At 68.2% G+C, this 22,433-nt stretch carries 25 protein-coding genes and 1 other annotated feature; of the genes, 18 read left to right on the forward strand and 7 right to left on the reverse strand.

What is annotated here, in order from left to right; all coding sequences use genetic code 11:
* Positions 1 to 185 precede the first annotated feature (185 nt).
* Positions 186 to 944 carry a DeoR/GlpR family DNA-binding transcription regulator gene (locus ABMA10_RS01640; protein WP_347870046.1) on the reverse strand — a complete coding sequence of 253 codons (759 nt, stop codon included), beginning with the start codon at positions 942 to 944 and terminating at the stop codon, positions 186 to 188.
* A 370-nt stretch (positions 945 to 1,314) separates the two neighbouring features.
* A complete protein-coding gene (locus ABMA10_RS01645) occupies positions 1,315 to 1,926 on the reverse strand; it encodes a TetR/AcrR family transcriptional regulator (protein ID WP_347870047.1) in 612 nt (203 codons plus the stop codon).
* 129 nt (positions 1,927 to 2,055) lie between these two features.
* On the opposite strand from ABMA10_RS01645, the gene ABMA10_RS01650 reads away from it, so the two are divergent.
* Positions 2,056 to 2,889, forward strand: coding sequence for an alpha/beta fold hydrolase (locus tag ABMA10_RS01650; protein ID WP_347870048.1), 834 nt, complete (start codon positions 2,056 to 2,058; stop codon positions 2,887 to 2,889).
* A 124-nt stretch (positions 2,890 to 3,013) separates the two neighbouring features.
* On the opposite strand, the gene rhaI is transcribed toward ABMA10_RS01650, so the two are convergent.
* Together rhaI and ABMA10_RS01660 are read right to left on the reverse strand one after the other, a co-directional pair.
* Positions 3,014 to 4,180 (reverse strand): L-rhamnose isomerase, encoded by a 1,167-nt coding sequence (rhaI, locus tag ABMA10_RS01655; RefSeq protein ID WP_347870049.1) that lies wholly within the window; start codon positions 4,178 to 4,180, stop codon positions 3,014 to 3,016.
* A 211-nt stretch (positions 4,181 to 4,391) separates the two neighbouring features.
* Positions 4,392 to 4,766 (reverse strand): L-rhamnose mutarotase, encoded by a 375-nt coding sequence (locus ABMA10_RS01660; protein WP_347870050.1) that lies wholly within the window; start codon positions 4,764 to 4,766, stop codon positions 4,392 to 4,394.
* Positions 4,767 to 5,127: 361 nt separating this feature from the next.
* Here ABMA10_RS01660 and ABMA10_RS01665 point away from each other — a divergent pair, with 361 nt between their 5' ends.
* Positions 5,128 to 5,919: an alpha/beta fold hydrolase gene (locus tag ABMA10_RS01665; RefSeq protein ID WP_347870154.1), complete on the forward strand. Its 792-nt coding sequence runs from the start codon at positions 5,128 to 5,130 to the stop codon at positions 5,917 to 5,919.
* A gap of 91 nt (positions 5,920 to 6,010) precedes the next feature.
* On the forward strand, positions 6,011 to 7,300 hold the full coding sequence (locus ABMA10_RS01670; RefSeq protein ID WP_347870051.1) for an MFS transporter: 1,290 nt from the start codon (positions 6,011 to 6,013) through the stop codon (positions 7,298 to 7,300).
* Between the two features lie 99 nt (positions 7,301 to 7,399).
* On the opposite strand, the gene ABMA10_RS01675 is transcribed toward ABMA10_RS01670, so the two are convergent.
* Complete coding sequence (locus ABMA10_RS01675) at positions 7,400 to 8,371, reverse strand: NAD-dependent epimerase/dehydratase family protein (protein ID WP_347870052.1); 972 nt, start codon at positions 8,369 to 8,371, stop codon at positions 7,400 to 7,402.
* A gap of 41 nt (positions 8,372 to 8,412) precedes the next feature.
* Between ABMA10_RS01675 and ABMA10_RS01680 the strand changes: the two genes are divergently transcribed.
* From ABMA10_RS01680 to ABMA10_RS01735, 12 genes are all read left to right on the forward strand, one after another.
* Positions 8,413 to 9,078 (forward strand): GntR family transcriptional regulator, encoded by a 666-nt coding sequence (locus ABMA10_RS01680; protein WP_347870053.1) that lies wholly within the window; start codon positions 8,413 to 8,415, stop codon positions 9,076 to 9,078.
* Positions 9,079 to 9,197: 119 nt separating this feature from the next.
* Positions 9,198 to 9,593 carry an MBL fold metallo-hydrolase gene (locus tag ABMA10_RS01685; RefSeq protein WP_347870054.1) on the forward strand — a complete coding sequence of 132 codons (396 nt, stop codon included), beginning with the start codon at positions 9,198 to 9,200 and terminating at the stop codon, positions 9,591 to 9,593.
* A gap of 64 nt (positions 9,594 to 9,657) precedes the next feature.
* Positions 9,658 to 9,942 carry a hypothetical protein gene (locus ABMA10_RS01690; RefSeq protein WP_347870155.1) on the forward strand — a complete coding sequence of 95 codons (285 nt, stop codon included), beginning with the start codon at positions 9,658 to 9,660 and terminating at the stop codon, positions 9,940 to 9,942.
* Between the two features lie 25 nt (positions 9,943 to 9,967).
* Entirely contained in the window at positions 9,968 to 10,753 is a 786-nt protein-coding gene (locus ABMA10_RS01695) for an NAD-dependent epimerase/dehydratase family protein (RefSeq protein WP_347870055.1), read from the forward strand.
* Positions 10,750 to 11,742, forward strand: coding sequence for a phosphoglycerate dehydrogenase (locus ABMA10_RS01700; RefSeq protein ID WP_347870056.1), 993 nt, complete (start codon positions 10,750 to 10,752; stop codon positions 11,740 to 11,742). Before ABMA10_RS01695 ends, ABMA10_RS01700 begins: the two co-directional genes overlap by 4 nt.
* Complete coding sequence (locus ABMA10_RS01705; RefSeq protein WP_431031116.1) at positions 11,739 to 12,545, forward strand: hydroxypyruvate isomerase family protein; 807 nt, start codon at positions 11,739 to 11,741, stop codon at positions 12,543 to 12,545. The genes ABMA10_RS01700 and ABMA10_RS01705 overlap by 4 nt, the downstream gene beginning before the upstream one ends.
* Positions 12,542 to 13,204 (forward strand): hypothetical protein, encoded by a 663-nt coding sequence (locus tag ABMA10_RS01710; protein WP_347870058.1) that lies wholly within the window; start codon positions 12,542 to 12,544, stop codon positions 13,202 to 13,204. The genes ABMA10_RS01705 and ABMA10_RS01710 overlap by 4 nt, the downstream gene beginning before the upstream one ends.
* Complete coding sequence (otnK, locus tag ABMA10_RS01715) at positions 13,201 to 14,427, forward strand: 3-oxo-tetronate kinase (RefSeq protein WP_347870059.1); 1,227 nt, start codon at positions 13,201 to 13,203, stop codon at positions 14,425 to 14,427. The genes ABMA10_RS01710 and otnK overlap by 4 nt, the downstream gene beginning before the upstream one ends.
* Entirely contained in the window at positions 14,424 to 15,077 is a 654-nt protein-coding gene (locus ABMA10_RS01720; RefSeq protein WP_414693709.1) for a class II aldolase/adducin family protein, read from the forward strand. The genes otnK and ABMA10_RS01720 overlap by 4 nt, the downstream gene beginning before the upstream one ends.
* Positions 15,074 to 15,751, forward strand: coding sequence for a substrate-binding domain-containing protein (locus tag ABMA10_RS01725; RefSeq protein ID WP_347870061.1), 678 nt, complete (start codon positions 15,074 to 15,076; stop codon positions 15,749 to 15,751). Before ABMA10_RS01720 ends, ABMA10_RS01725 begins: the two co-directional genes overlap by 4 nt.
* Before the next feature lie 73 nt (positions 15,752 to 15,824).
* Complete coding sequence (locus ABMA10_RS01730; RefSeq protein WP_431031117.1) at positions 15,825 to 16,751, forward strand: nucleoside hydrolase; 927 nt, start codon at positions 15,825 to 15,827, stop codon at positions 16,749 to 16,751.
* A gap of 34 nt (positions 16,752 to 16,785) precedes the next feature.
* A protein-coding gene (locus ABMA10_RS01735; protein ID WP_431031001.1) for an IS3 family transposase occupies positions 16,786 to 18,005 on the forward strand; the annotation gives its coding sequence in 2 pieces (ribosomal slippage) (positions 16,786 to 17,065 and positions 17,065 to 18,005; 1,221 coding nt in all).
* Positions 17,064 to 17,177: a sequence feature (AL1L pseudoknot), on the forward strand. (Overlaps the previous gene by 114 nt.)
* Before the next feature lie 265 nt (positions 18,006 to 18,270).
* On the opposite strand, the gene ABMA10_RS01740 is transcribed toward ABMA10_RS01735, so the two are convergent.
* The gene (locus ABMA10_RS01740; RefSeq protein ID WP_347870063.1) at positions 18,271 to 18,681 is read right to left on the reverse strand and encodes a cytidine deaminase family protein; all 411 of its coding nucleotides are present in this window, start codon (positions 18,679 to 18,681) and stop codon (positions 18,271 to 18,273) included.
* Between the two features lie 136 nt (positions 18,682 to 18,817).
* Here ABMA10_RS01740 and ABMA10_RS01745 point away from each other — a divergent pair, with 136 nt between their 5' ends.
* The gene (locus tag ABMA10_RS01745; RefSeq protein WP_347870064.1) at positions 18,818 to 20,155 is read left to right on the forward strand and encodes an MFS transporter; all 1,338 of its coding nucleotides are present in this window, start codon (positions 18,818 to 18,820) and stop codon (positions 20,153 to 20,155) included.
* On the opposite strand, the gene ABMA10_RS01750 is transcribed toward ABMA10_RS01745, so the two are convergent.
* Positions 20,110 to 21,318, reverse strand: a complete 1,209-nt coding sequence (locus ABMA10_RS01750; RefSeq protein ID WP_431031118.1) for a nucleoside hydrolase — start codon at positions 21,316 to 21,318, stop codon at positions 20,110 to 20,112. The two genes, ABMA10_RS01745 and ABMA10_RS01750, sit on opposite strands and share 46 nt — an antisense overlap.
* Before the next feature lie 175 nt (positions 21,319 to 21,493).
* On the opposite strand from ABMA10_RS01750, the gene ABMA10_RS01755 reads away from it, so the two are divergent.
* Positions 21,494 to 21,787, forward strand: coding sequence for a Dabb family protein (locus tag ABMA10_RS01755; RefSeq protein ID WP_347870066.1), 294 nt, complete (start codon positions 21,494 to 21,496; stop codon positions 21,785 to 21,787).
* Positions 21,788 to 21,814: 27 nt separating this feature from the next.
* On the forward strand, positions 21,815 to 22,423 hold the full coding sequence (locus ABMA10_RS01760; RefSeq protein WP_347870067.1) for a DNA alkylation repair protein: 609 nt from the start codon (positions 21,815 to 21,817) through the stop codon (positions 22,421 to 22,423).
* Positions 22,424 to 22,433 lie beyond the last annotated feature (10 nt).

The following is a 22,433-nucleotide window of genomic DNA, read 5'->3' on the forward strand; positions in this document are numbered from 1 at the left end:
AAGAAGTCACAACCCGCGCAAGCCGCAATCGTGCTGTGTTGAACCTCCCCAACTCAGGAGCCGAATTGCCCTCACGCAGGAATCTCTCGGCGCGTCGGGCCGCAGCGGTGGCGGCACGGGGTCGACATGCCGCGACGTTCCTGAGTGAGGTCGAGGGATGCCCGCCGGGCACGTGTCGCGGGCGGTCAGAGGAGGTCGACGGCGCCGCGGTAGGCGTCGAGTGCGGGGTCGGCGGGGTCGAGTTCCGTCACGAGGAGGTCGATGTCGGCGAGGGCGAAGCCGACCGCCATGGCCCGCTGCCCGAGCTTCGACGAAGCAGCGACGAGGATCGTCTCGTCGGAGGCGCGCGCGAACGCCTGCTTCACCTGCGCCTCTTCGAGTGTCACCTCGGAGCTGCCGATCACCGGGTCGACCGCGGCGGCCGAGAGGAAGAAGCGACGGTAGAGCAGGGATCCGGCGGCCTGACAGGCGATCGGACCGATGAAGCTGTCGGTGCGCGACTCCGCCTGCCCGCCGACGAGGATCGCGGAGATCTCGCGGTTCGCGCCCGCGAGGAGGAAGTTCGGGTACGAGTTCGTCGCGACCGTGAGCGCGGAGCCGCCGAGGAGCCGACTGATGCCGCCGGCGGTGCTCGACGCGTCGATCGCGATGGCGCCGTCGTTCGGGATGAGTGAGCGCAGCTTCTCGACGATGACGCCCTTCTCGCGGATACCTGTCGCTGAGCGCTCGGTGAAGGTGCGCGGGCGCAGGGTCGGGATCGCGCCACCGCGCACGCGCCGCACGACGCCGGCCTGCTCGAGGTCGGCGAGGTCGCGGCGGACCGTCATCGAGGAGACGTCGAGCTCGGCGGCTGCGTCCTCGAGGCGGATGCTGCCGTCGCGCTCGAGGATCGCGGTGAGGCGGGCGCGTCGCTCCTCGGCGCCGAGTGTCCCCGTCGTCGCCATGCTGCCTCCCGTTCGGCCGGTTCGGACCTGTCCGTTCGTGTCCGTCTCAACAGGATGTCACAGGCGTGCGCGACTCGGCCCTGGTCTGTCCGAACCGGCCGGCCCACAGGACGTGTCGAGGCCAGTGCCCCGGGGTGTGCGCAACTCCTGCTAATGACCGCCTCGCTTTGCCTGAGGTCCGCGTGTCGGGCCGGATGTGGCTCGGGTTGCAGGAGTTGTGGAGGTTGCAGGAGTTGTGGATTCAGGAGCGGCACGTGTGCGCAACTCCTGCTGGATGTGACTGACGGACCTGTCTGGTGGCACGCCAGGCGGTGCGGGCCTCAAATCGCAGGAGTTGTGGACGAGGGCGGGTGGCGCTGGTTCCGAGAGCTCAGCGCGCGGCGTCGATGAGTGTCCCTGCGGCGGCGCGGGCGTCGAGGGCGGCGGCAGAGGAGCCGGTGATGGCGGCAGTGGTCTGCGCGCCTTCCGCGAGGATCGCGAGTTGGGGGGCGAGGGACGCGGGCGCTCCGGCGTCGGCGACGAGGTCGGCGACATAGTCCTGGAACGACGCCTTGTGCTCGCGTGTGATCGCCGCGATCGCGGGGGAGACGCCACCGAGTTCGCCGAACGCGTTGATGAAGCCGCACCCGCGGAACGAGTCCTCGCTGAACCAGCCGGCGAGGTAGTCGTAGACGGCGAGCAGCCGATCGCGCGGCGTCTCGGCATCGTCCACGAGTGCGCTGACGCCGGTGGTCCACAGCTCGTGACGGTGCTGCATCACGGCGAGGACGATGTCCTCCTTGCTTGGGAACTCGGAGTACAGGCGCTTGAGTGAGACCCCGGCCGCGCTGCGCAATTCGTCCATACCGACGGACTGGATCCCCTTCGCGTAGTACAGCCGATCCGCTGCGTCCACGATGATGTCGCGGAGGTTCGACGTGGCGGCACGCGCCGGTGATTCGTTCGTCCCGAGGACGGTCGTCACTGGATGTTCGCTGGTCATTCCTCCAGTGTACTTGCATTGAGAACGATCGTTCCCTAGAGTGGACGAAGCAACTGAGAACGAGCGTTCTCGGAGTGCGGCGCTGGATCGGGCCATCGGCTCGAGCGCCCGGATGAAAGGAAACGGACCATGTCGTTCATCACCGCCGGAACCGAGAACAGCGCCGCTGTGGAGCTCTACGTCGAAGACCACGGCAGCGGCCAGCCCGTCGTCCTCATCCACGGCTATCCGCTCGACGGCTCCTCGTGGGAGAAGCAGACCGCCGCGCTCCTCGACGCCGGCTACCGCGTCATCACCTACGACCGCCGTGGATTCGGCAAGTCGTCGAAGCCCACCGTCGGCTACGACTACGACACCTTCGCCGCAGACCTCAAGGCCGTCGTCGACGGCCTCGACCTCCACGACGCCGTGCTCGTCGGCTTCTCGATGGGGACTGGCGAGGTCGGTCGATACCTCGGCACCTACGGCTCGGATCGCATCGCGAAGGCCGTCTTCCTCGGGTCACTCGAACCGTACCTCCTGCAGACGGACGACAACCCCACCGGCGTCCCCCAGGACGTGTTCGACGGACTCCTCGAGGCCGTCACCGAGGACCGCTACGCGTTCTTCACCGAGTTCTTCAAGAACTTCTTCAACACCGATGAGAACCTCGGATCGCGCCTGAGTGATGAGGCGCTACGGGCCAACACACAGCTCGCCTACAACGCGTCGCCGTACGCGTCTGTCGCCGCTCAGCCCACGTGGCTCGAGGACTTCCGTGCCGACGTCGCGAAGATCGACGTCCCCTCGCTCATCGTGCACGGCACGGGCGACCGCGTGCTGCCGATCGACTCGACCGGACGGGTGTTCGCGAAGGCGCTGCCGTCCGCCGAGTACGTCGAGATCGAGGGCGCCCCGCACGGCATGCTCTGGACCCACCACCACGAGGTGAACGAGCAGTTGCTCGCGTTCCTCGCCAAGTAAGTCACATTCATTCGCCCATCTTCGGGCGAGTGAGCGGTGATTCGCCCATGAGTGGGCGAGCGAACGCGTCGACGACGAAGCCCCGCGACCGGAATGGTCGCGGGGCTTCGTCATGCGCTGACGACTACGCGCCCCAGCTGGCCTGCGTCCCGCCGACGCGCTCCTCGGCGATCTGCTGCTGGTAACCGGACGCCAGGTAGGCGGCGAACGGGTCTGCCGGGAGGCCGCGACTCTCGCGCCACTCGGCGAGCGGCGTGCGGACGTCGGTGTAGAACGCGTCCATCATGATGCCGTTCGCGCCGAGGACGTCGCCCGCCTCCTGCGCGAGGGTGAGTGCGTCGCGGTCGACGAGCAGCGCACGTGCGGTCATCTCCTGCACGTTCAGTACCGAACGGATCTGGCCGGGGATCTTGTCCTCCACGTTGTGGCACTGGTCGAGCATGAACGCGACCGGTGAATCGTCGTCGAGGCCGCCACCGCGGACGACCTCGTAGAGGATCCTGAAGAGTTGGAACGGGTCGGCCGCACCGACGATGAGGTCGTCGTCCGCGTAGAAGCGCGAGTTGAAGTCGAACGAGCCGAGCTTCCCGAGGCGCAGGAGCTGCGCGACGATGAACTCGATGTTCGTACCGGGTGCGTGGTGGCCGGTGTCGAGGCAGACGAGCGCCTGGTCGCCGAGCTGCGCCACCTGGGCGTAGGACGTCCCCCAGTCCGGAACATCGGTGTGGTAGAAAGCGGGCTCGAAGAACTTGTACTCGAGCACGAGGCGCTGCTCATCGCCGAGGCGCGCGTAGATCTGCTGGAGCGAGTCGGCCAGGCGGTCCTGGCGACCGCGGATGTCCTGCTGGCCCGGGTAGTTGCTGCCGTCGGCGAGCCAGATCTTGAGGTCCTGCGAGCCGGTCGCGTGCATCACGTCGATGCAGGCGAAGTGGTGGTCGATCGCCTTCTGGCGGATGACCGGGTTGCTGTGCGTCAGGCTGCCGAACTTGTAGTCGTCGTCCTGGAAGGTGTTCGAGTTGATCGTGCCGAGCGCGACGCCGTGATCCTCGGCGAACGTGCGGAGGGCGCTGAAGTCGTCGACGAGGTCCCACGGGATGTGTAGCGCGACCTTCGGCGCGAGCGAGGTGAACTCGTGCACCTTGGCGGCATCGGCGATCTTCTCCTCCGGTGTGCGCGGGGTGCCCGGCGTGGAGAACACCTTGAAGCGGGTGCCGGAGTTGCCGAACGCCCAGGAGGGGAGCTCGATGGCCTGCTTCTCGAGCAGCGGGGTGATGGTGTCGAAACTGGTCATGATCACTTCTCTGTGCGTCGCGGATGGTCTGGGGTGAGTCTACGTGAATCGTTTCAACGGCGCCACTCCCGCTGATTGCTCTCGCCCTGACTCAGGAGTGCTCCGGCGTGTCGTGGTGGCCCATCGGCGCTGAGCCGAGACCCGCCGACCGCTTCCTGAGTTAGGGAGGGAAAAAAAAAGAAAAAAGAAAAAAGGAGGGGGTGGGGCTGGGTTAGGGGGCGGGTGTCGGGGCGGGGAGGGCGGCGAGTTGGGTCTCGAGGTGGAAGACCTCGGTGAGTCGGAGGAAGCCCTGGTCGGGCGGGAGATCCAGGTCGACGAAGAACTCGCCCATCTCGGCCTGCCAGCGCGCGTTGACCTCGGTCTCGGCCATGCCGGCCTGTGCAGCCTCGAGCGACTCGGTCTCGAAGTACCCGATCAGGAGGCCGTCGTCGCGCACGAACAGCGAGTAGTTCCGCCACCCCGTCGCGGCAAGGGCCTCAAGCATGTCGGGCCAGACGGCGGCGTGGCGCTCGCGGTATTCCGCCAGGCGCTCCGGTCTGACCTGCAGTTGGAAGCACACACGGTGCAGTGGTGTGGCACTCGTCATCGAGGCTGACCTTTCGATTCGGTGCGATCACGGCCATGAATCGATTCAGGTGCCGCTGGGCCAGCGTAACTTCGCGACGCACGGAGCGTCAATGCGAGGAGGTCGGCCCGGCCTGAAGATCCCGTCAGGATCGCTCGCCGCCTGACCGTTCGGCCCTCGGGGCTGCACCGTGGCTGTGGTGGCCATCGTGCGGGGGCGTTTGCGAAGCCTGGACACGACGGACTGAGATGTCTACGGTATGGGCATGCCTGCGCAGGAGACATCCCCGTCTCAGCCTGAGTCGTCAGCGGTGTCGATCGTCGAACTGAACGGCGCGGCGTTGGCGTACCAGTAGTTCGGAGACCGCTCAGCTCCGGCGATCCTGCTCGTCGCCGGGGCGTCGAGTTCGATGGACTGGTGGGACGAGGAGTTCTGCCGAGCGCTGGCCGCGGGCGATGCGACGAGCGGACCGCGGCGTGTGCTCCGGTACGACCTCCGGGACACGGGTCAGTCGGAGACGGTCCCGCCGGGGGCCGCCGAATACACCGGCAACGAGCTCCTGGGTGACCTCGCCGCACTGATCGAGCACGCAGACGCTGCACCGGCGCACGTCGTCGGCCTCTCACTCGGTGGCGGGCTCGTGCAGCAGCTCGCGCTGAGACGCCCTGAACTGCTCGCCACCATCACCCTCATGTCCACGACGCCTGGCGGACCGGGGAGCGCGCTCGCCGCCTCGCTCCCGCCGCCGACCCCTGAGCTCATGCAGAGCTTCGCGTCGGAGCCGAAGCCTGTCGACGAGACGGACCCGGATGCCGTCGGCGATTCCTTCGTGGAGATGGAACGGCTCTTCTCCGGCAGTATCCCCGTCGACGAGGTGCGCATTCGGCGCATCGCGGCCGCCGCGGCGGCCAGAACGCGTTCTCTCCGCTCGGCGGAGAGCCACTGGTCGCTCGCCGACGGCCCTGGTGCCCGGAGCGACCTCGACTCGATCACCCTCCCGACGCTCGTGATCCACGGTGCCCAGGATCCACTGTTCCCGCTCGCTCACGGCGAGCGGCTGGCCGGAGTGATCCCGGGCGCACGCCTCGTCGTCGTCCCGGGGATGGGGCACCAGAACCCACCCCCGCCGAGCTGGCCGCAGATCGTCGGCGAACTCCTCCGCCACACCGCGTAGCGGCTCGGTCCGTTCGTGTGGAGGCGTTCGGCCACCTCGCTTCTCGACGATCAGGCTGGACAGTTCAGAGCGATATGTGTACGGTGTCCACATGGCTGTCGAGGACGTGCACCCTGACACACCGCCGATCGAGGGCGCCACGTCGGACGGCCCACTCGACGTGCCGACGGACCCGCGCTGGCGGCGGAACGTCGGCATCTTCCTCTCCGGCCAGACGGTGTCGCTGTTCGGCTCGATGCTCGTGCAGTACGCGATCATGTGGCACCTCACCCTCGAGACGAAATCGGGAGTCGTGCTCGCCTTCGCTGCGGTGGCCGGGTTCCTGCCGCAGGCGGTCGTCTCGATCTTCGGGGGCGTCTGGGCGGACCGGCTGAACCGGAAGCTGCTCATCATCCTCGCCGACGGATCGATCGCCATCACGACGCTCGCGCTTGCGATCTTCCTGCTGAACGGCGTGACCGAGCTCTGGCTCATCTTCCTGACGCTCGCGATCCGCTCGGTGGGTGCCGGGATCCAGATGCCGGCGGTGTCCGCGCTCATCCCGCAGATCACCCCGACCGACAAGCTCATGCGGGTGAACGGCATCAACGGGTCGATCCAGTCGGCGATGATGCTCCTCGCGCCAGCCGCCGCCGGCGCCCTGTACGCGAGCGCCTCGCTCATCGCGATCTTCTTCGTCGACGTCGTGACCGCCGTGATCGGTATCGGCCTGCTGCTGCTCGTGCCGGTGCGCACCCTCGTGCGTGCTGGAGCGCGACCGGGCTACTTCGCCGACCTCACCGACGGCGTCCGGTATGTCTGGCACCACGGCTTCGTCCGATGGTTGCTCCTCCTGTTCGCCATCGTGTTCCTGCTGATCGTCGCACCGTCGTACCTGACGCCGCTCATGATCGCGCGTACCTTCGGCGACGAGGTCTGGATGCTCACCGTCAACGAGCTCGCGTTCAGCATCGGGATGGTCGGGGGTGGCGCGATCATCGCCATCTGGGGTGGGACGAAGAACCGGGTGCTGCTCATCGTGGGCTCGTCGGTGGTCTTCGGTGCGCTGTCGATCGGGCTCGGGTTGTCGACGAACCTGTGGGTGTTCTTCGGCTTCATGTTCCTGCTCGGTCTCGCTGTGCCGTTCTTCTCGACGACGTCGATGACGCTGCTGCAGGAGCGGGTCGAGCCCGAACGGCAGGGGCGCGTGTTCGGCTTCGTCGGCATCGTGATGGCGGTGTCGATGCCACTCGGCATGATCGTGTTCGGTCCGCTCGCCGACGTGGTGTCCGTCGAGCTGCTGCTCGTCGTCGCCGGGGTGCTGACCTTCGTGGTGGTCGCCGTGGCCGTGCTCGTCCCCTCCGGGCGGCGCGCGATGGCGGCCGTGCGCGAGCAGCCCTAGCGCTTGACTCCGGCTGGCAGCAGGAGATTCGCGCGGGGGCAGGATGGAATCGCGCCCTGGGGCCTGCTGCCGGCTGTTGTCCTGCTCTCGGACCGCGGCCTACGCGTGGAACATGGCGCCGTAGCCCTCGCGGTAGGTGGGGTAGCGGTAGATGAAGCCGGAGCTGCGGAGGAAGGTCGCTGCGATGCGCTTGCCGCGACGGCGTTCCTCGGGAGTGCGGCCGACCTCGTCGAGCTTTGGGGGAGCGACGCCGAGCTGCTCGGCGAGGTGGTCGACGACCTCGGACAGCAGCGCAGGCTCCTCGTCGATGCCGGCGACGACCGGGGGCAGTGACCCGGCCGGGAGGTCGAGCAGACGCAAGACGACCGCCGCCGCGTCGTCGCGGTGGATGCGATTGGTCCAACCCGACGGGCGCGTGACGTGGCCAGCACGCACCTGGTCGAGGAGCATCGTCGACGACGGACCGTACAGCCCGCCGAAGCGGACGCAGCAGGCCTCGTCGACGGCGGCGTGGACGGAGTCCTCGGCGGCCAGGAGCGCCCGGGCGGTGCCGGTGGCCGGCCGCGCGGGACTGGTGTCGTCGAGCTGCTCGCCCGAATCCTCGCTCCACACGCCGGTCGACGAGACGAACACGATACGCGGAGCTGGACCGGCCAGGGCGGCGACCGCGGCGAGGACGTTCGCGATGCCATTGCGGTAGAGCGCGTCGTACGCCTCGACGGAGCGTGCCCGTGGGGCGAGGCTGATGATGACGGCCGTCGTGTCGGCCGGGAGGGACGGGATGTCCGTGACGATGTCGAGGAGGTGCAGGGCGACGTGCCCCTCGACGGGCTCGGGGAGCGGGGTGGGTTCGGTGAGCGAGGCGGGCTCGGGGACCGCAGCGGGCGCTGGGAGGGGAGCGGTTTCGGGCGGCGGTGTCCGCCGGATGCCCACGACGTCCTCGCCGCGCGCCAGGAGGCGAGCGGCGACATCTGAGCCGAGTTGTCCGAGTCCCACGATCACGACGGTCACGGCCTCACCGTAGTCGCTCACGGTCCCACGGTGCCCGCCTTCCGGGCCGATCGGCGTCACCACGATAGTCTTCGACGGATGCGGAGCAAGAGGAGTCAGACATGATCGAACCATCGACGGCCAAGCAACCGATCGCCGATCAGATGTACGGGATCCTGCTGCAGCAGTTCATGTCGGGCGAGCGCACGCCCGGGCAGAGCCTGAACATCGGCGCCCTGACGCGGGAGCTGAACGTCAGTCAGACGCCACTGCGCGAGGCGCTCGCGAGGCTCGAGCACACCGGTCTCGTCCAGCGCGAGGCCCTGCGCGGGTATCGGGTCGCGCCGATGATGACCCGCGACGAGGTCGAGCAGCTCATGGAGGCGCGTCTCCTCCTCGAACCGCGTCTGGCGGAAGCTGCGGCCGGACGCCTCACCGACGAGTTCGTCTCCGCGCTCCGTTCGTCGGTCGAGGAGTTCGAGGCGTCCGCCGCCGCGGCGGACATCGAGACCGAGGGGTTCAACTCCTACTGGAGCTCGGACGACCGGTTCCACATGCTCATCGCCGCGCAATCGGGCAATCGGTTCCTCGAGATGGCGTATGTCGCGCTGGGCGGGCAGATCCAGCGGTTCCGGCTGTTCTCGAAGTTCGGGCAGACCGGTGCGAAGGGCGCGGCCCCCGAACACCGCCAGATCTTCGAGGCGATCGTCGCGGGCGACGGAGCGCGAGCCGCGGACATGATGCGGACGCACATCACTGGCGCGACGGAGCGGCTCCGCCAAGGCTGATCGACCGGTCTGCCGGCTCGCGACTGCATCAGCGATATCTGCTATAGTATAGTGATCCGAGTGAGATTGAGGAGAGCAATGATGCTTCGCACAGCACGGTCCGCGGTGGTGTCGACGCGATGAGCGGCTACACCGCTCATCCGCTCGTCGACGGCTTTCCCGGAAAGTCGAGCTCGCACGGTGCCTTCGGCTGGAGCAGTCTGTGGCTGCTCGACGACGGGGAGCGCAAGGTCCTGATCGATGCGGGTCAGCCCGCCTACATCCCGCTCATCCGTGCCGGTCTGGAGCACTTGGGGCTCACCACCGACGATGTGACCGACGTCCTGATCACGCACCTGCACTGGGACCACGTCTCGAACTTCACGATGTTCCAGAAGGCGACGACATGGGTGGGGGAGCGGGAGCTCGCCTGGGCTGCGCAGCTCCCCTCAGGTACCCCGTTCATCCCCGACCTGCACGTGCAGGAGCTGCTGCACGTGCACCGACGGCGTCGAACGCACCGCACCCGGCCGTGAGATCCTCCCCGGCATCCACACGATCGCCAGCCCCGGTCATACACCCCACCACCTCGCCTTCCATATCGAGCACTCCGATGAGCACCTGCTCTTCGCAGGCGACGCTGTCAAGAACGTCCACGAACTGACCACCATGCAGGCCGATTCCAGCCTGGACGACGACGCGAGCACCGCCACGATCGACCGGTTGCGCTCCCTGCTCACCGACACCGGCGGCATGCTCGTGCCGGGGCACGACGTCGCCCTGCGGCTCGTGGACGGCAGGGCGGAACGCGTCCGACTGCAGGAGGCGCAGATCGCCTTCTTCGCGGACTCGTCCGGTCGAGCGCAAGACCGGAGCATCCGATGAACATCCGAACGACGAGGGCACCACGATGACGACAGTGCTGTACACCGGCGGCACCGGGCGGATGGGGCGGGTGATCCGCGAGGGTCTGGCGGGCCGGTACGACCGCGTCATCCTGTTCGCTCGAACCGCCCCGCAGGAGCCGCTGTATCCGGGCGAGGAGATCGTGCTCGGTGACCTCGGGGATCTGGACGGTCTCGTCGCGGCATCGGCCGGCGTCGACGTCATCGTGCATCTCGGAGGTGTCGCCGACGAGGCGCCGTTCGACGAGATCCGCCGCGCGAACATCGACGGCACCTACAACGTCTACGAGGCCGCGCGTCGGGCCGGCGTGCGACGCGTCGTCTACGCGAGCTCGAACCACGTCGTCGGCTTCCACCCGGCCACGGAGGTCCTGGACGAGCGGGCGACGCTGCGTCCCGACACCTTCTACGGCGTCTCCAAAGCGTTCGGCGAGGGGCTCGCGAGCCTCTATCAGGACAAGTGGGGCATCGAGTCCGTGCTGCTGCGCATCGGGACCTTCCGCCCGGAGCCCGAGGACCGCCGTCAGCTCGCGTTGTGGCTGAGCTGGCCGGACGGCATCGAACTCACCCGATGCGCGATCGAGTCGGGGCCGGTGGGCTGCCAGGTCGTCTACGGCTGCTCCGCCAACCGCGAGTCGTGGTGGAACGGAGCGGCCGGCTGGGCGGCGATCGGGTACGTCCCGAGAGACGACGCGGCCGACTTCGAAGACCGCATCGACCCGGCCGGCGCCCAGCCGGCGTTCCACGGCGGGGCGTTCACCGCCCCCGACTACGAAGGAGGGATCTGGTGATCCGCTCAGCAGCATCCATCGACGTCCTCATCACCACCGCCTTCCTCCACCCGGGCGACGAGGTGGACCAGGCCCTGCGCGCCGCCGGCCTCAGGACGCACCACGTGGACGATCTGCGCGACCTTGCGGAGGCGGAACGCATCGGACTGCTGTCCGAAGTGCGCGCGATCATCGCGGGCACCCGGCCGATCGGAGCCGAGGACCTCGCCCTGGCCGAGCACCTGCAGGTGGTCGTCCGCACCGGTGTCGGCTACGACGGCGTCGACGTCGTCGCAGCCAGTGAGCTCGGGGTCCCGGTCTGCATCACCGCCGGCGCGAACCGGCGCGCGGTCGCCGAGCACGTCTTCGCGCTGATGCTCGCCTCCGCTCGGCGGGTGCCCGAGAACATCCGGAACCTCGCAGACGGTTCATGGCAGCAGCTGACCGGGCGCGAGCTCGGCGGAGCGACCCTCGGCATCCTCGGGTTCGGAGCCATCGGCAAGGCCGTCGCCGGTCTGGCGAGGGGGTTCGGCATGGAGGTCATCGCCTATGACCCGTACTTCGACGACGCGTACGCGAGCGCGAACGGGGTCCGGCGGGCTGAGCTCGACGAGGTGCTCTCGCAGTCGGACTTCATCACCCTGCACCTGTTCCTCGACGATTCGACGCGCAATCTCATCGACGCAACGCGCCTGGCGACGATGAAGCACGACGCCCACCTCATCAACACGGCCCGCGGTGGGATCGTCGACGAGGATGCGTTGATCGACGCGGTCAGAGACGGCGTCATCGGTGGTGCCGCCCTCGACGTCTTCGAGGTCGAGCCGTTGCCCCAGGACAGCCCGATGCTGCACACCCCGGGGATCCTGGCCACGACGCACGTCGCCGGGGCGACCCGCGAGGCGCGTGGTGAATCGGGCAGGATGGCTGCCGCCAACGTCATCGAGGTGCTCGGCGGTGGTGCTCCGCAGTTCGTCGTGAACCCGGACTACCAGGCGGTGCGGGCGTGATCGTCGAGACGTCGGGCGGTCAGATCCGTCTCGCGGCCAACCTGAAGTGGCTCTTCACCGAGCTCCCGTTCGAGCAGCGCTTCAATGCCGCTGCTGAGAGTGGATTCACGGGAGTCGAATTCGCTTCGCCCTACGCGCTGCCGGCGAACCGGGTCCGGGAGCTGCTGGACGCCGCGGGCCTGGAACAGGTGATCATCAACACCCCGGCTGGGCTGCCCGGCTCGCCCACCATCATGGGGGCCGCGTCCGTCCCCGGTGCGCAGGAGGAGTTCCGCGCCGGTGTGCTCATCGCGTTGGAGTACGCCTCGATCCTCGGGGCGCCGGTCGTGCACACCATGGCAGGCCTCCGTCCCGACGACGTCGACCCTGATGTGGCGTTCGCGACCTATGTCGCCAACATCGGCTGGGCTGCGGAGCAGGCGCGCAGTGCCGGCGTGCGCCTCGCGCTCGAGGCGATCAACAAGCGGGACCAGCCACGATTCGCCCTGGCCTCGATGGAAACGGCAGCGGCGGTCGCCGAGGCGGTCGACCCGACGACGGTCGGCGTGCTCTTCGACTTCTATCACGCGCAGGTGGACCGAGGGAACGTCCTTGAACGGTACGAGCGCCTCCTTCCGAACATCGTGCACGTGCAGGTCGCGGACAACCCGGGACGAGGCGAGCCGGGGACGGGTGAGATCGCATACGACCGGGTGCTCGCCCGGATCGCCGTCAGCGACTACGACGGCTGGATCGGCTGCGAGTACGGACCCGTCACCGACACTCGCGCAGGACTGTCGTGGGTCGAGAGGATCACCAGGTGACCGTCAAGATCGCGCTCATCAGCGCCACCGCTCTGGCGATCCCGCCGGCCGCAGCGGCCGTCGCGGAGGCGCTCCCGGGAAGCGTCGTCTGGAACCTCCTGGACGACCGCCTCCTCCAGGACGCGAAACCGGACGGCATCACGGCTCCGCTCGCCGCCCGAATGGACCAGCTCATCGAACTCGCGATCGCGGGCGGCGCCGAAGGCGTCCTCCTCACCTGCTCGCAGTACGGCATCCGTGCCGAGGCACGAGCCGGATCGCCGGGTGAACCCGTGGTCCTCTCGGCCGACGGCGCGCTCTTCGCCGACACCGTGGCCCGGCGGCCCGGACGGGTCCTGCTGGTCGCGTCCCTCGAATCTGCTGCCGCCGACAGTTCGACGCGTCTCGCAGCGGCGTTCTCCGCGGCGGGCGCGCAGACCCACATCGTGCCGCTCGTGGTCGCCGCCGCAGCCGGGCCGACGACCGAGCCGGAACTCGTCGACATGCTCGCAGACGCGATCGGCGCAGTCACCGAGGCCGACGACGTGATCGTGCTGGCGCAGTACTCCTTGGCTCCCGCGAGCGCAGGCCTCGCGGAGCGGTTCGACGCGCCCGTGCTCGACGGCCCCGGCTCGGCCGCGCGACGCCTCTCCCAGGCGATCGCGGAGCGTCCGCAGTGATCGGCGTGATCGCCGACGACGTGACCGGTGCCACCGACGTCGCCGCGGCGCTGAGCCGCGCCGGTCTGCGGACGATGCTCGTGCTGACGACGGACATCGACGACACACCGGTCGACGCGGACGCCATCGTGATCGGGTTGAAGACCCGCTCGATGCCGATCGCGGCCGCCGTCGAGCTCAGCACCACCGCGCTGTCCCTCCTGCAACGCCTGGGCGCTGACCGCTTCTACGTGAAGTACTGCTCGACGTTCGATTCGACCGATGAGGGCAACATCGGCCCGATCACCGAGGCGCTCGCCGCGCGGCTCGGCGTCACCACCGTCGTGACCACGCCGGCCGCGCCACTGCACGGCCGGACGGTCTATCAGGGGCATCTGTTCGTCGGTGACGCCCTCCTCCACGAGACGCACATGCGCGATCATCCCGTCACACCGATGCGCGACTCGTCCGTCCTGCGGCTGCTCGTGCCGCAGACGACCGGATCGGTCGGTCTGCTGCCGCTCGACGCGGTGCGCGCGGGCGCCGATCGTGTGCGCGATCGGATCACGGCAGCCGAGGCGGAGGGTCATCGGCACCTCGTGGTGGACGCGGTCGAGGAAGACGACCTCGCGACCGTCGCCGCGGCCGTCGACGGCGCAGTGCTGCTCGCGGGATCGGCCGGCCTGATCGGCGCGATCGCGCGCCGATCGCCGCGCACGGCCGGGCGGATCCCGCGGACTCCGGCCGGACGGACGGCGATCATCGCCGGAAGCTGCTCCCGACGCACGCTCGAGCAGATCGCACGGTTCCGTGACGCGGGAGGACCCTCCTACCGGTTGCTCGCCGCGGCGGGAGAATCTGCCGACGACCTCGCCGCCCGTGCTCTGTCGTGGTGGGACCAGCAGCGCGACGGTGATTCGGCCCTGATCTACTCCTCCAGCGCCGCGGAGGAGCGGGCCGCGCTCGACGCCGGGTACGGCGAGCTGTACGAGGCCGCCGCGGGCTTGATCGCGCAGCAGCTCGTCGCGCGTGGCATCAGCCGGATGGTGATCGCGGGCGGCGAGACGTCCGGTGAGGTCATCAGGTCGCTCGGCACCCGCATCGCGGTCGTCGGAGAGGAAGCCGCATTGGGAGCCCCGTGGGTGCACGACCTGACCCGTGACCTCCAGCTGGTCCTGAAGTCCGGCAATTTCGGCAGCCCAGAATTCTTCGTCGACATCGCGCTGCGCGGGGTCCTCGCATGATCGCGGCGGCGGCGGCCGGTCGATCGATCGAGCGGGTGGCCCATTCGGTCCATCGCCGCGGACTCACCCACGGGCGAACGGGCAATCTGGCCGTGCGGGACGGAGACCGCATCCTCGTGACACCGACCGGGGTGAGCCTCGCAGACGTCGATGCCAGGGAGCTGTCCGTCCTCGACGCGACCGGCCGCCACGTGGACGGGCCGAAGCCCACGAAGGAGGCGTTCCTCCACGTCGCGATGCTGCGTGTCCGCCCGGAGACGAACGCCATCGTCCACACGCACTCGGTCCACTCCGCCGCGCTCTCCGTGCTCGACGGCCTCGATCCGGATCAGCCGATCCCTCCGCTCACCGCCTACTTCGGCATGCGCGTCGGTGCTCTGCAGCTGCTGCCGTACTTCGCTCCGGGAGATCCGGCGGCGACCGAGGCGATCGAGGCGGCGGCACTCCGCGGGCACACGCTCCTGCTCCGCAACCACGGCCCGGTCGTCGCCGGCGTCGACCTCGACGCGGCGCTCGATGCACTCGAGGAACTGGAGCACACGGCGCAATTGTTCTTCCTCACCTCAGGTCATCGCACCTCCGCGCTGACCGATGACCAGCTCTCGGCGCTCGCCGTACGGGACGACGCCGGAAAGGCGGGCAACGCATGATCACCCTCTTCAGCGGACTCGTGGTGCAACAGCCACTCGTGGAGTCCCTCATCCCGGAGTTCGAGACGGCGACCGGCGTCCAGGTCCGGACGACGTTCGAACCGACCACGGTGCTCCTGCAGCGGATCGCGGGCGGAGAACGCCCCGACCTCCTGCTGGGCGTCGCATCCCCGCTCCACGCCGTGGCCGCCGACGGGATCCTCGATCCAGCCTCGATCGCGGAGATCGCGGTCTCATCGATCGGATTCGGTCGGCGCCCCGGCACCCCGACGCCGTCGGACGACTCTACGCAGACGTTCCTCGACTACCTCCTCGACGCACGTGCGGTCGCCTACTCGCTCTCCGGGGCGAGTGGCGTGCACTTCGCCGGTCTGCTGGAGCAGCGCGGGCTGCGAGAGCCATTGGACGAACGCGCGGTCCGCTTCGAGGCCGGGCTGACCGCGACGGCACTGCACGACGGGAGGGCGGACGTCGCGATCCAGCAGGTCAGTGAGCTGCGCTCGGTCGACGGCGACCATGTCGTCGAGGCGATCCCGCACGAGCTCCAGTCGTATGCCCGCTTCGCCATCGGCGCACGCCCCGATGCTCCGGCAGCAGCGGCCGATCTCATCGCGTGGCTCACGGGCGAACGGGCGCGACGGGCGTTCGGCGCGGTCGGTCTGAGCGCGCCATGATCGGCTCGACGCAGGACCAGCGCGATCGAGGACACCACCAGGGATGGCACCACCAGGGACAAGGAATGCAACGATGAGAAAAGTCGTGGTCGACACGGACACCGGCGTGGACGACGCGCTGGCACTGATGCTGCTCGCGGCGGATCCCGAAGTCGAGATCCTCGCCGTGCTGAGCGTATTCGGCAACTGCCAGAGCGACCGCGCGGCCGACAACGCCCGGTACGTGCTGGACACCTGCGGGCGCGAGGACGTGCCCGTCTACCGCGGAAGCGAGGCGCCGCTGCGTCAGGAGCTCCGACTGAACCCCGGCATCCACGGGGAGGACGGATTCGGCAACACCGGGTTGCGGCCTGCCGTCCCGGTCCCGGCAGGGCCGAACGCCATCTCCGTCCTGTTGGACCTCGTCGATCAGCACGACGGCGAGATCGACTTCCTCGCAATCGGACCGCAGACGAATCTGGCGAGGGCTCTGCAGACCGAGCCGAACCTGTTGGAGCGCCTGGCGAGCACCACCATCGTCGGCACGCTCGGCCCGGCGCTGTATCACGACACCGAGCCCTGGGCGGATCGTCGTTTCAGGGTCTCGCGCGACCCGAACGTCTCCTTCGACATCGACGCCGCACAGGAGGTCGCGAGCCATGTGGGCGATGTGACCTGGTGCGGGCCATACGTGACCAGGCAGGCGATGGTGCCGGAGGACTTCTTCCTGTCGATCGTCTCCGACACCGGCTACGCGCCGGCAGAACTGATCACGAGGATCAGCGCCGACTACGCAGGCTTCTACACCCGCTCCTATCCGCAGCTGGACGGCGGGCGGGTGATGGGGATCAACGACAGTCTTGCGGTCGCCAGCCTGCTCCGCCCGGAGCTCGTGACCGGTTCCGTCCAGCGTCCCCTGCAGACCTTCGAGGACCCGGCCACCGGCGAGCGGTATCTCGCGGGCGTCCATCCGGTCGCGGGGGAGACCCGTCCGCTGCACCGTGTCTTGCCCTTGGTTTGATGGAGACTCTGATCGTCCTGAAAGGATGAGGAGTATGCCAGCTTTGAGGAAGTACCCGGCGGAATTGAGAGAGCGTGCAGTGCGCCTTGTGTTCGAGGCGCGTGATGCGGATGGGGGCCGCCGTGGTGTGTGTACCAGGATCGGCCGGCAGCTTGGTGTCCCGTCGGACACGTTGCGTGGCTGGGTCCAGCGCGCCGAGGTCGATGGGGGTCTGCGTTCGGGGACGTCCACTGATACTGCGGTTCGCCTGGTCGAGGTGGAGCGTGAGGTGAGGGAGTTGCGGCGGGCGAACGCGATTTTGCGGAGCGCGTCGGCTTTCTTCGCGGCGGAGCTCGACCGCCCACACAGCAGATGATCGCCTACATCGATGAACACAAGGAAGAGTTCGGGGTCGAGCCGATCTGCAGGGAACTGCCGATTGCCCCGCAGACGTACTATGCCGCGCGGTCTCGGCCGCCCTCGCAGCGGTCCGTCAGTGACGAGGACACCGTGGTGAAGGTCCGTGCCGTGCACCAAGCGAACTATGGCGTCTATGGCGTCCGGAAGGTCCATGCGCAGCTGCGTCGCGACGGCCACCGGGTGGCCAGGTGCACGATCGAGCGGCTCATGCGTCGGGAGGGTCTCCGCGGGATCTCGCGGGCCAAGGGGCCACGCACGACGATCCCTGGGCCATTCACGGATCGTCCGGGGGACCTCGTTGACCGACGGTTCACCGCACCGGCACCGGACTGCCTCTGGGTTGCGGACATCACCTACATTCGGACGTTCTCCGGCTGGGTGTATGCCGCGTTCGTATTGGACGTGTTCTCCCGCCGGATCGTGGGCTGGCAGCTCTCCACAACCATGCACACCGAGCTTGCCCTCGATGCTCTCGAGATGGGCGTCTGGACGCGGCAGCGTGCCGGCCGGGACCTGTCACAACTTGTCCACCACTCGGATCGCGGAGTCCAATATCGTGCCGTGCGCTACACCGACCGCCTCGCTGAGGCAGAAGCAGTCGCCTCGGTTGGGTCCAAGGGCGACAGCTACGACAACGCGATGGCCGAGGCGCTGAACTCTCTATTCAAGGCCGAACTGATCCGCAACCTCGGCCCGTGGAAGGGGATCGACGAGCTCGAGATCGCGGTCGCGGAATACATCGACTGGTACAACCACCGCCGGCTCCACGGCGAGATCGGACACATCCCACCCGTCGAAGCCGAGAACAACTTCTACACGCAACTACCCACCATCACCGTGATGGAACGGGTCTAACCGAGCCTCTACCAAACCCGGGGCTTGACACCGTGTGGTGTTCGACATGGACTTCGACGGCGTGTTGGCGCTGATCGGTGAGACGCTGCGCCGCCCCCTGCCATGGCGCTGACCGACTCCGTGAGGGTGGCCGGCTGCTGCCCCGCCGGTGACTGACCGCGCTGGTGGCTGACAGCGCAGACGGTTCATGACCGTGGCCCCCGCACCGATCTCGGTGTGGGGGCCTGTCGTCGTCTGGAGGCGTCCGTCGCGTCGGTTGTCGCCCTCAGTCGTACGAGCGTGCGCGGACCCAGGGCATCGGGAGTAGCTCCTCGGGGGAGGCGGCGATGATGTGGCCGCCGGCGTCGACGAGGACGCGGAGGTCGCGGCCGAAGCGGGGGACGACTTCACGGCACACCCCGCACGGGTTGATGACGCGCGGAACGCCTGCCGGGTCGAGGCCGACGGAGACGATGGTGCCGACCGCCTCCTCGCCGGCCATCTTGGCATTCGCCACTGCACTGCTCTCCGCGCAGATGCTCACCCGTGGTGTCGCGAGGCTGAGGCCGAGGAAGACCTCCCCGGACAATCCTCTGGCAGCTGCTGCGACCCGGTGCTGTGTGTCGTCGTACGCTCGGAGCAGCAGAGCCGATGCGGCCTCGATGAGGTCGTCGTCGGCCAGGGTCGTCGTGCTCATCATGGCTCCTTCTGTCGGTTGTCGATCTGTTTCCCGGAGGCGCTGTACGTGAGTGCAATTACTATACTATAGTGATTGCACCCCCACTCGTCAGCCGAGCGATGCGCTCGATGGCCCCTGAGCAAAGGAGCTCCCAGTGAACCCAGAGTCAGACACGGTGACCGCGTCACGCGTGACCACCACCCGGCCCGATGCGGTTCAACGCCGCCACCTCCTCGCCCTCAGCTGGGGTCACGCGCTCGAGTGGTACGACTGGGCGCTGTTCGGGCTCCTCTCGGTCTACATCGGTGCGGCGTTCTTCCCAGCCGACGACCCGCTGGCCTCGACGCTGAGTGCACTGGCGGTCTTCGCGGTCGGCTTCGCGGTCGGCTTCGCGGCCCGGCCCATCGGGGGAGTGATCCTCGGGGCGGTGGCCGACAAGCACGGCCGGAAGACAATCATGATGTTCGCGGTGGGCGCGGTGGCGTTCGGAAGCTTCGTCATCGGGGTCCTGCCGGGTTATGCCACGATCGGTGTCGCGGCTCCGATCATCGTCGTCCTCATGCGCCTGTTGCAGGGTGTGTCCACTGGAATCGAAGCGCCACTGGGCACGGCCTATGCCGTGGAACTCGTCCCCGATCGCCCGGGATACGTCGCGGGCTTCTTCGCCTTCTTCAACAACCTCGGGAACCTGCTCGCACCCCTGTCGGGGTTCGTCATCAGCCTGCTCATCGGGCCGACCGCTCTGGGTGAATACGGTTGGCGGATCCCCTTCATCATCGGCGGCGTCCTCGGCCTGATCGTCCTCTGGCTGCGCCGCACCCTCCCGGAGACGCTCGACACGCGAGCGATCCGCACCATCGGAGGGATCCCTGCTGCGACTGGTGGTGAGCCGTCGGCGTGGAGCGGTGTGCGGAAGTACTGGCTGAGCGTGCTCGCGATCATCTTCGTCGTCGGTGCGATCCAGGCCTACAACTACGCGTGGATCGCGGGGCTTCCGAACCTCGCGAACGGAACCTTCAAGGAGGACCCCACCGGTGTCTTCGCGATCACGACCGGCATGGGCGTGTTCCTCACGCTCGGTGCCATCGTCCTCAGTCGCATCCTGGACCGGTTCGCCATCTCCCGGTGGTTCATCGTCGCCCGAATCGTCGCAATTCCCGTGATCTTCCTGATCATGCTCTACTCCCAGCCCGGCTTGGGTGGACTCGCGGGAGTGATGTTCGGTGGCGCACTGGTCCTGCTGGTCAACATGACCATCTACAACGTCGTCGCGAACTCCCTGTTGCCGCAGTTCTGCCGGGGGACCGGCGTGGGTCTGGGGTACGGGATCGGCGTCGCGCTTTTCGGTGGCACGGCCTCCTACCTGCTGGTCTGGCTCCAGAGCCAGGGGATGTTCTGGGTCTTCCCCGTCTACATCGCCGTCCTCTGCACGATCAGCGTGGTGCTCTACGTCCTCGCCAAGCGACGCAACGGACTCTTCGTCGGCAACTGACCCGGCCTTGCAGGACGACGCGTCCGGCTGCGTGAGGAGACTCGCGCAGCCGGACGCGTCGTCGCCCGTCCGCTGTGGTGGCCCGTGAAGACGGGCTGGATCGTGAAACACGTCCGGCCACGCACCGACTCCCGCCTGGTGCTGCGGCGGGCTGGTGCGTGGCCGGAGGGCCCACTCATGAGTGGGTGCGGGCGAACTGGGTTATCGCGTGGTGCGAACTGAACTGAACTGACCGCGGCCGTCAGGGCGTCGGCGACAGCCTGTCCGTCGATGTCCAGCAGGACGTCGACGTTCGGCTCCTGCTGCCAGCGATCGGTCATGTGCACGACGGTCTGGCCACGGGTGTGCTCGCCGTGCAGCTCCACGTCGACGTGCAGGCGACGGACCGTGAACCACTCGGGGTTGAGGGCATACGCGACGCAGGGGACGTCGTTGAGGTGCATACCCTCGCTCTTCCATTCCGGCATCTCGTCGCGAGAGTCCTGGCGATCCGGGTAGCCGATCATCTCGCAGAGCGCGCGGGCCGTCGGCGACGGTGACTCCCACAGCTCCGCGAGGTGATCCAGGGACAGCGCGAAGTTCCGCGACACGTCGAGACCGACCTGGGTGACCGGGGCACCCGAATCGATGACGATCTGAGCGGCTTCGGGATCGTTGTAGATGTTCGCGCTCGCGACCGGGGTGACATTGCCCCAGGTGAGTGCAGCGCCGCCCATGTAGATGATGCGTCTGACCGATCGGGCGAAGGCTGGCTCGAGCTTGATGGCGAGGGCGACGTTCGTCAGGGGCGCGAGGGCGAGGATGCTCACCTCACCCGGAGCCGACATGACGGTGTCGATCATCCGACGGACCGCGACCGACTCCTCGTCGCTTTGAGGGTCCGGGTCGGGGTGCTCCCAATAGCCCAGGCCACCAGGTCGGTGGATGTGCTCGGCGTAGTGGGGCCGCCCGACCAACGGACGAGCAGAACCCCGCCAGACGGGCACGTCGGTGCGGCCCGTAACGGCCACGATCCGTCGTGCGTTCGCAGTGGCCGTTTCTACGTCGACATTGCCGAACACCGTGGTCAGTGCTGCAACCTGCAGTGCGTCCGAGGCGAGCGCCCAGAACAGTGCGCCGGCGTCGTCGATTCCGGGGTCGGTGTCGATGATGATTCGTTCCATGGGTCGATTGCTTTCTCTGCGTACGTGGCCGCGTTGCACACGTCTTCCTATACTATAGCGGCGAATTCGGACGTGATCTGGGCATCGGGGCACCGAGGGTCCCGCCTCCCTTGCCCCGGTCGACGGACGTGTGCTGAGCGTCCTGGCGTGCCGCGACGCTCATAGGATTGAGCGCATGATCAGCCACACCGTGACCTTCTCGCTCGTGCACGACGCCGACTCCGACGCCGAGAGCGACTTCCTCGACACCGCTGCGCGGGTGCTCGCGTCGATCCCCGGCGTCACCGATTTCACGATCTCGCGACAGGTCAGCGCGAAGAGCCCGCTACGCTTCCACTTCGCCATGGGTTTCGCCGATCAGGCCGCGTACGACGCCTACAACATCCACCCGACGCACATCGGCTTCGTCGAGGGCCGGTGGGTGCCCGAGGTGTCGGACTTCCAGGAACTCGACTTCCTCCCGCGCTGACCCTGCACGAGCACGAGAATGGATGGCGTGAGTGACGCGGGCGGGTTCATCGATGCCGCGCTCCAGTATGAGGGCGATGGATACCGGGCGGCGGATCTCGCCGAGCGGCTGGGTCCCGGTCTCGCCTCCTACGGTTCGTCCGTCGGCGCGGTGCGCGGTACGGTCCGCGATGCGCTCCGCAAGTTCCGCGGTCTCGGGCATGACGACCTGACCGCGCTCGCCTCCGAGCTCTGGCAGGTGCCCGTCTTCGAGCGGCGGCTCGCGGCGATCGTGCTCCTCCAATCAAGCGTGCCCGTCCTGCTCCACACCGACCTCACGCGCATCGAAGGCTTCGTGCGCAGCGGTCGGATCACCGAGCTCGCCGATCCGCTCGCGACCGACGTGATCGGCCCGCTGCTCGAGCGCCTCGACGGCACCGCCCGCGCGAAGGCCGAGACCGTGCTCGACCGGTGGATGCAGGACGAACCCTGGCTGCGGCGCACGGCACTGCTCGCACCCATCCGCGAGCTCGGCGCAGGCGGGGGAGACGTCGACCGCATCGCCCGCCGTCTCACGACCGCGCTCGAAGGATTGCAGCGTGCAGCGCCGATCGCGATCGTCGAGCCGGCAGTCGACCGACTTCGCGCCGCCCTCTGACCTCTGCCTG

Origin of the sequence: Plantibacter sp. RU18 (assembly GCF_050613355.1) — a bacterium.
Lineage (GTDB): Bacteria > Actinomycetota > Actinomycetes > Actinomycetales > Microbacteriaceae > Plantibacter.

Bases quoted from the DNA above. Each gene is read 5' to 3' on its own strand.
- ABMA10_RS01640 (WP_347870046.1), bottom strand. From the start codon at position 944: ATGGCGACGACGGGGACACTCGGCGCCGAGGAGCGACGCGCCCGCCTC.
- ABMA10_RS01645 (WP_347870047.1), bottom strand. From the start codon at position 1,926: ATGACCAGCGAACATCCAGTGACGACCGTCCTCGGGACGAACGAATCA.
- ABMA10_RS01650 (WP_347870048.1), top strand. From the start codon at position 2,056: ATGTCGTTCATCACCGCCGGAACCGAGAACAGCGCCGCTGTGGAGCTC.
- rhaI (WP_347870049.1), bottom strand. From the start codon at position 4,180: ATGACCAGTTTCGACACCATCACCCCGCTGCTCGAGAAGCAGGCCATC.
- ABMA10_RS01660 (WP_347870050.1), bottom strand. From the start codon at position 4,766: ATGACGAGTGCCACACCACTGCACCGTGTGTGCTTCCAACTGCAGGTC.
- ABMA10_RS01670 (WP_347870051.1), top strand. From the start codon at position 6,011: ATGGCTGTCGAGGACGTGCACCCTGACACACCGCCGATCGAGGGCGCC.
- ABMA10_RS01680 (WP_347870053.1), top strand. From the start codon at position 8,413: ATGATCGAACCATCGACGGCCAAGCAACCGATCGCCGATCAGATGTAC.
- ABMA10_RS01685 (WP_347870054.1), top strand. From the start codon at position 9,198: ATGAGCGGCTACACCGCTCATCCGCTCGTCGACGGCTTTCCCGGAAAG.
- ABMA10_RS01695 (WP_347870055.1), top strand. From the start codon at position 9,968: ATGACGACAGTGCTGTACACCGGCGGCACCGGGCGGATGGGGCGGGTG.
- ABMA10_RS01720 (WP_414693709.1), top strand. From the start codon at position 14,424: ATGATCGCGGCGGCGGCGGCCGGTCGATCGATCGAGCGGGTGGCCCAT.
- ABMA10_RS01725 (WP_347870061.1), top strand. From the start codon at position 15,074: ATGATCACCCTCTTCAGCGGACTCGTGGTGCAACAGCCACTCGTGGAG.
- ABMA10_RS01730 (WP_431031117.1), top strand. From the start codon at position 15,825: ATGAGAAAAGTCGTGGTCGACACGGACACCGGCGTGGACGACGCGCTG.
- ABMA10_RS01740 (WP_347870063.1), bottom strand. From the start codon at position 18,681: ATGAGCACGACGACCCTGGCCGACGACGACCTCATCGAGGCCGCATCG.
- ABMA10_RS01750 (WP_431031118.1), bottom strand. From the start codon at position 21,318: ATGGAACGAATCATCATCGACACCGACCCCGGAATCGACGACGCCGGC.
- ABMA10_RS01755 (WP_347870066.1), top strand. From the start codon at position 21,494: ATGATCAGCCACACCGTGACCTTCTCGCTCGTGCACGACGCCGACTCC.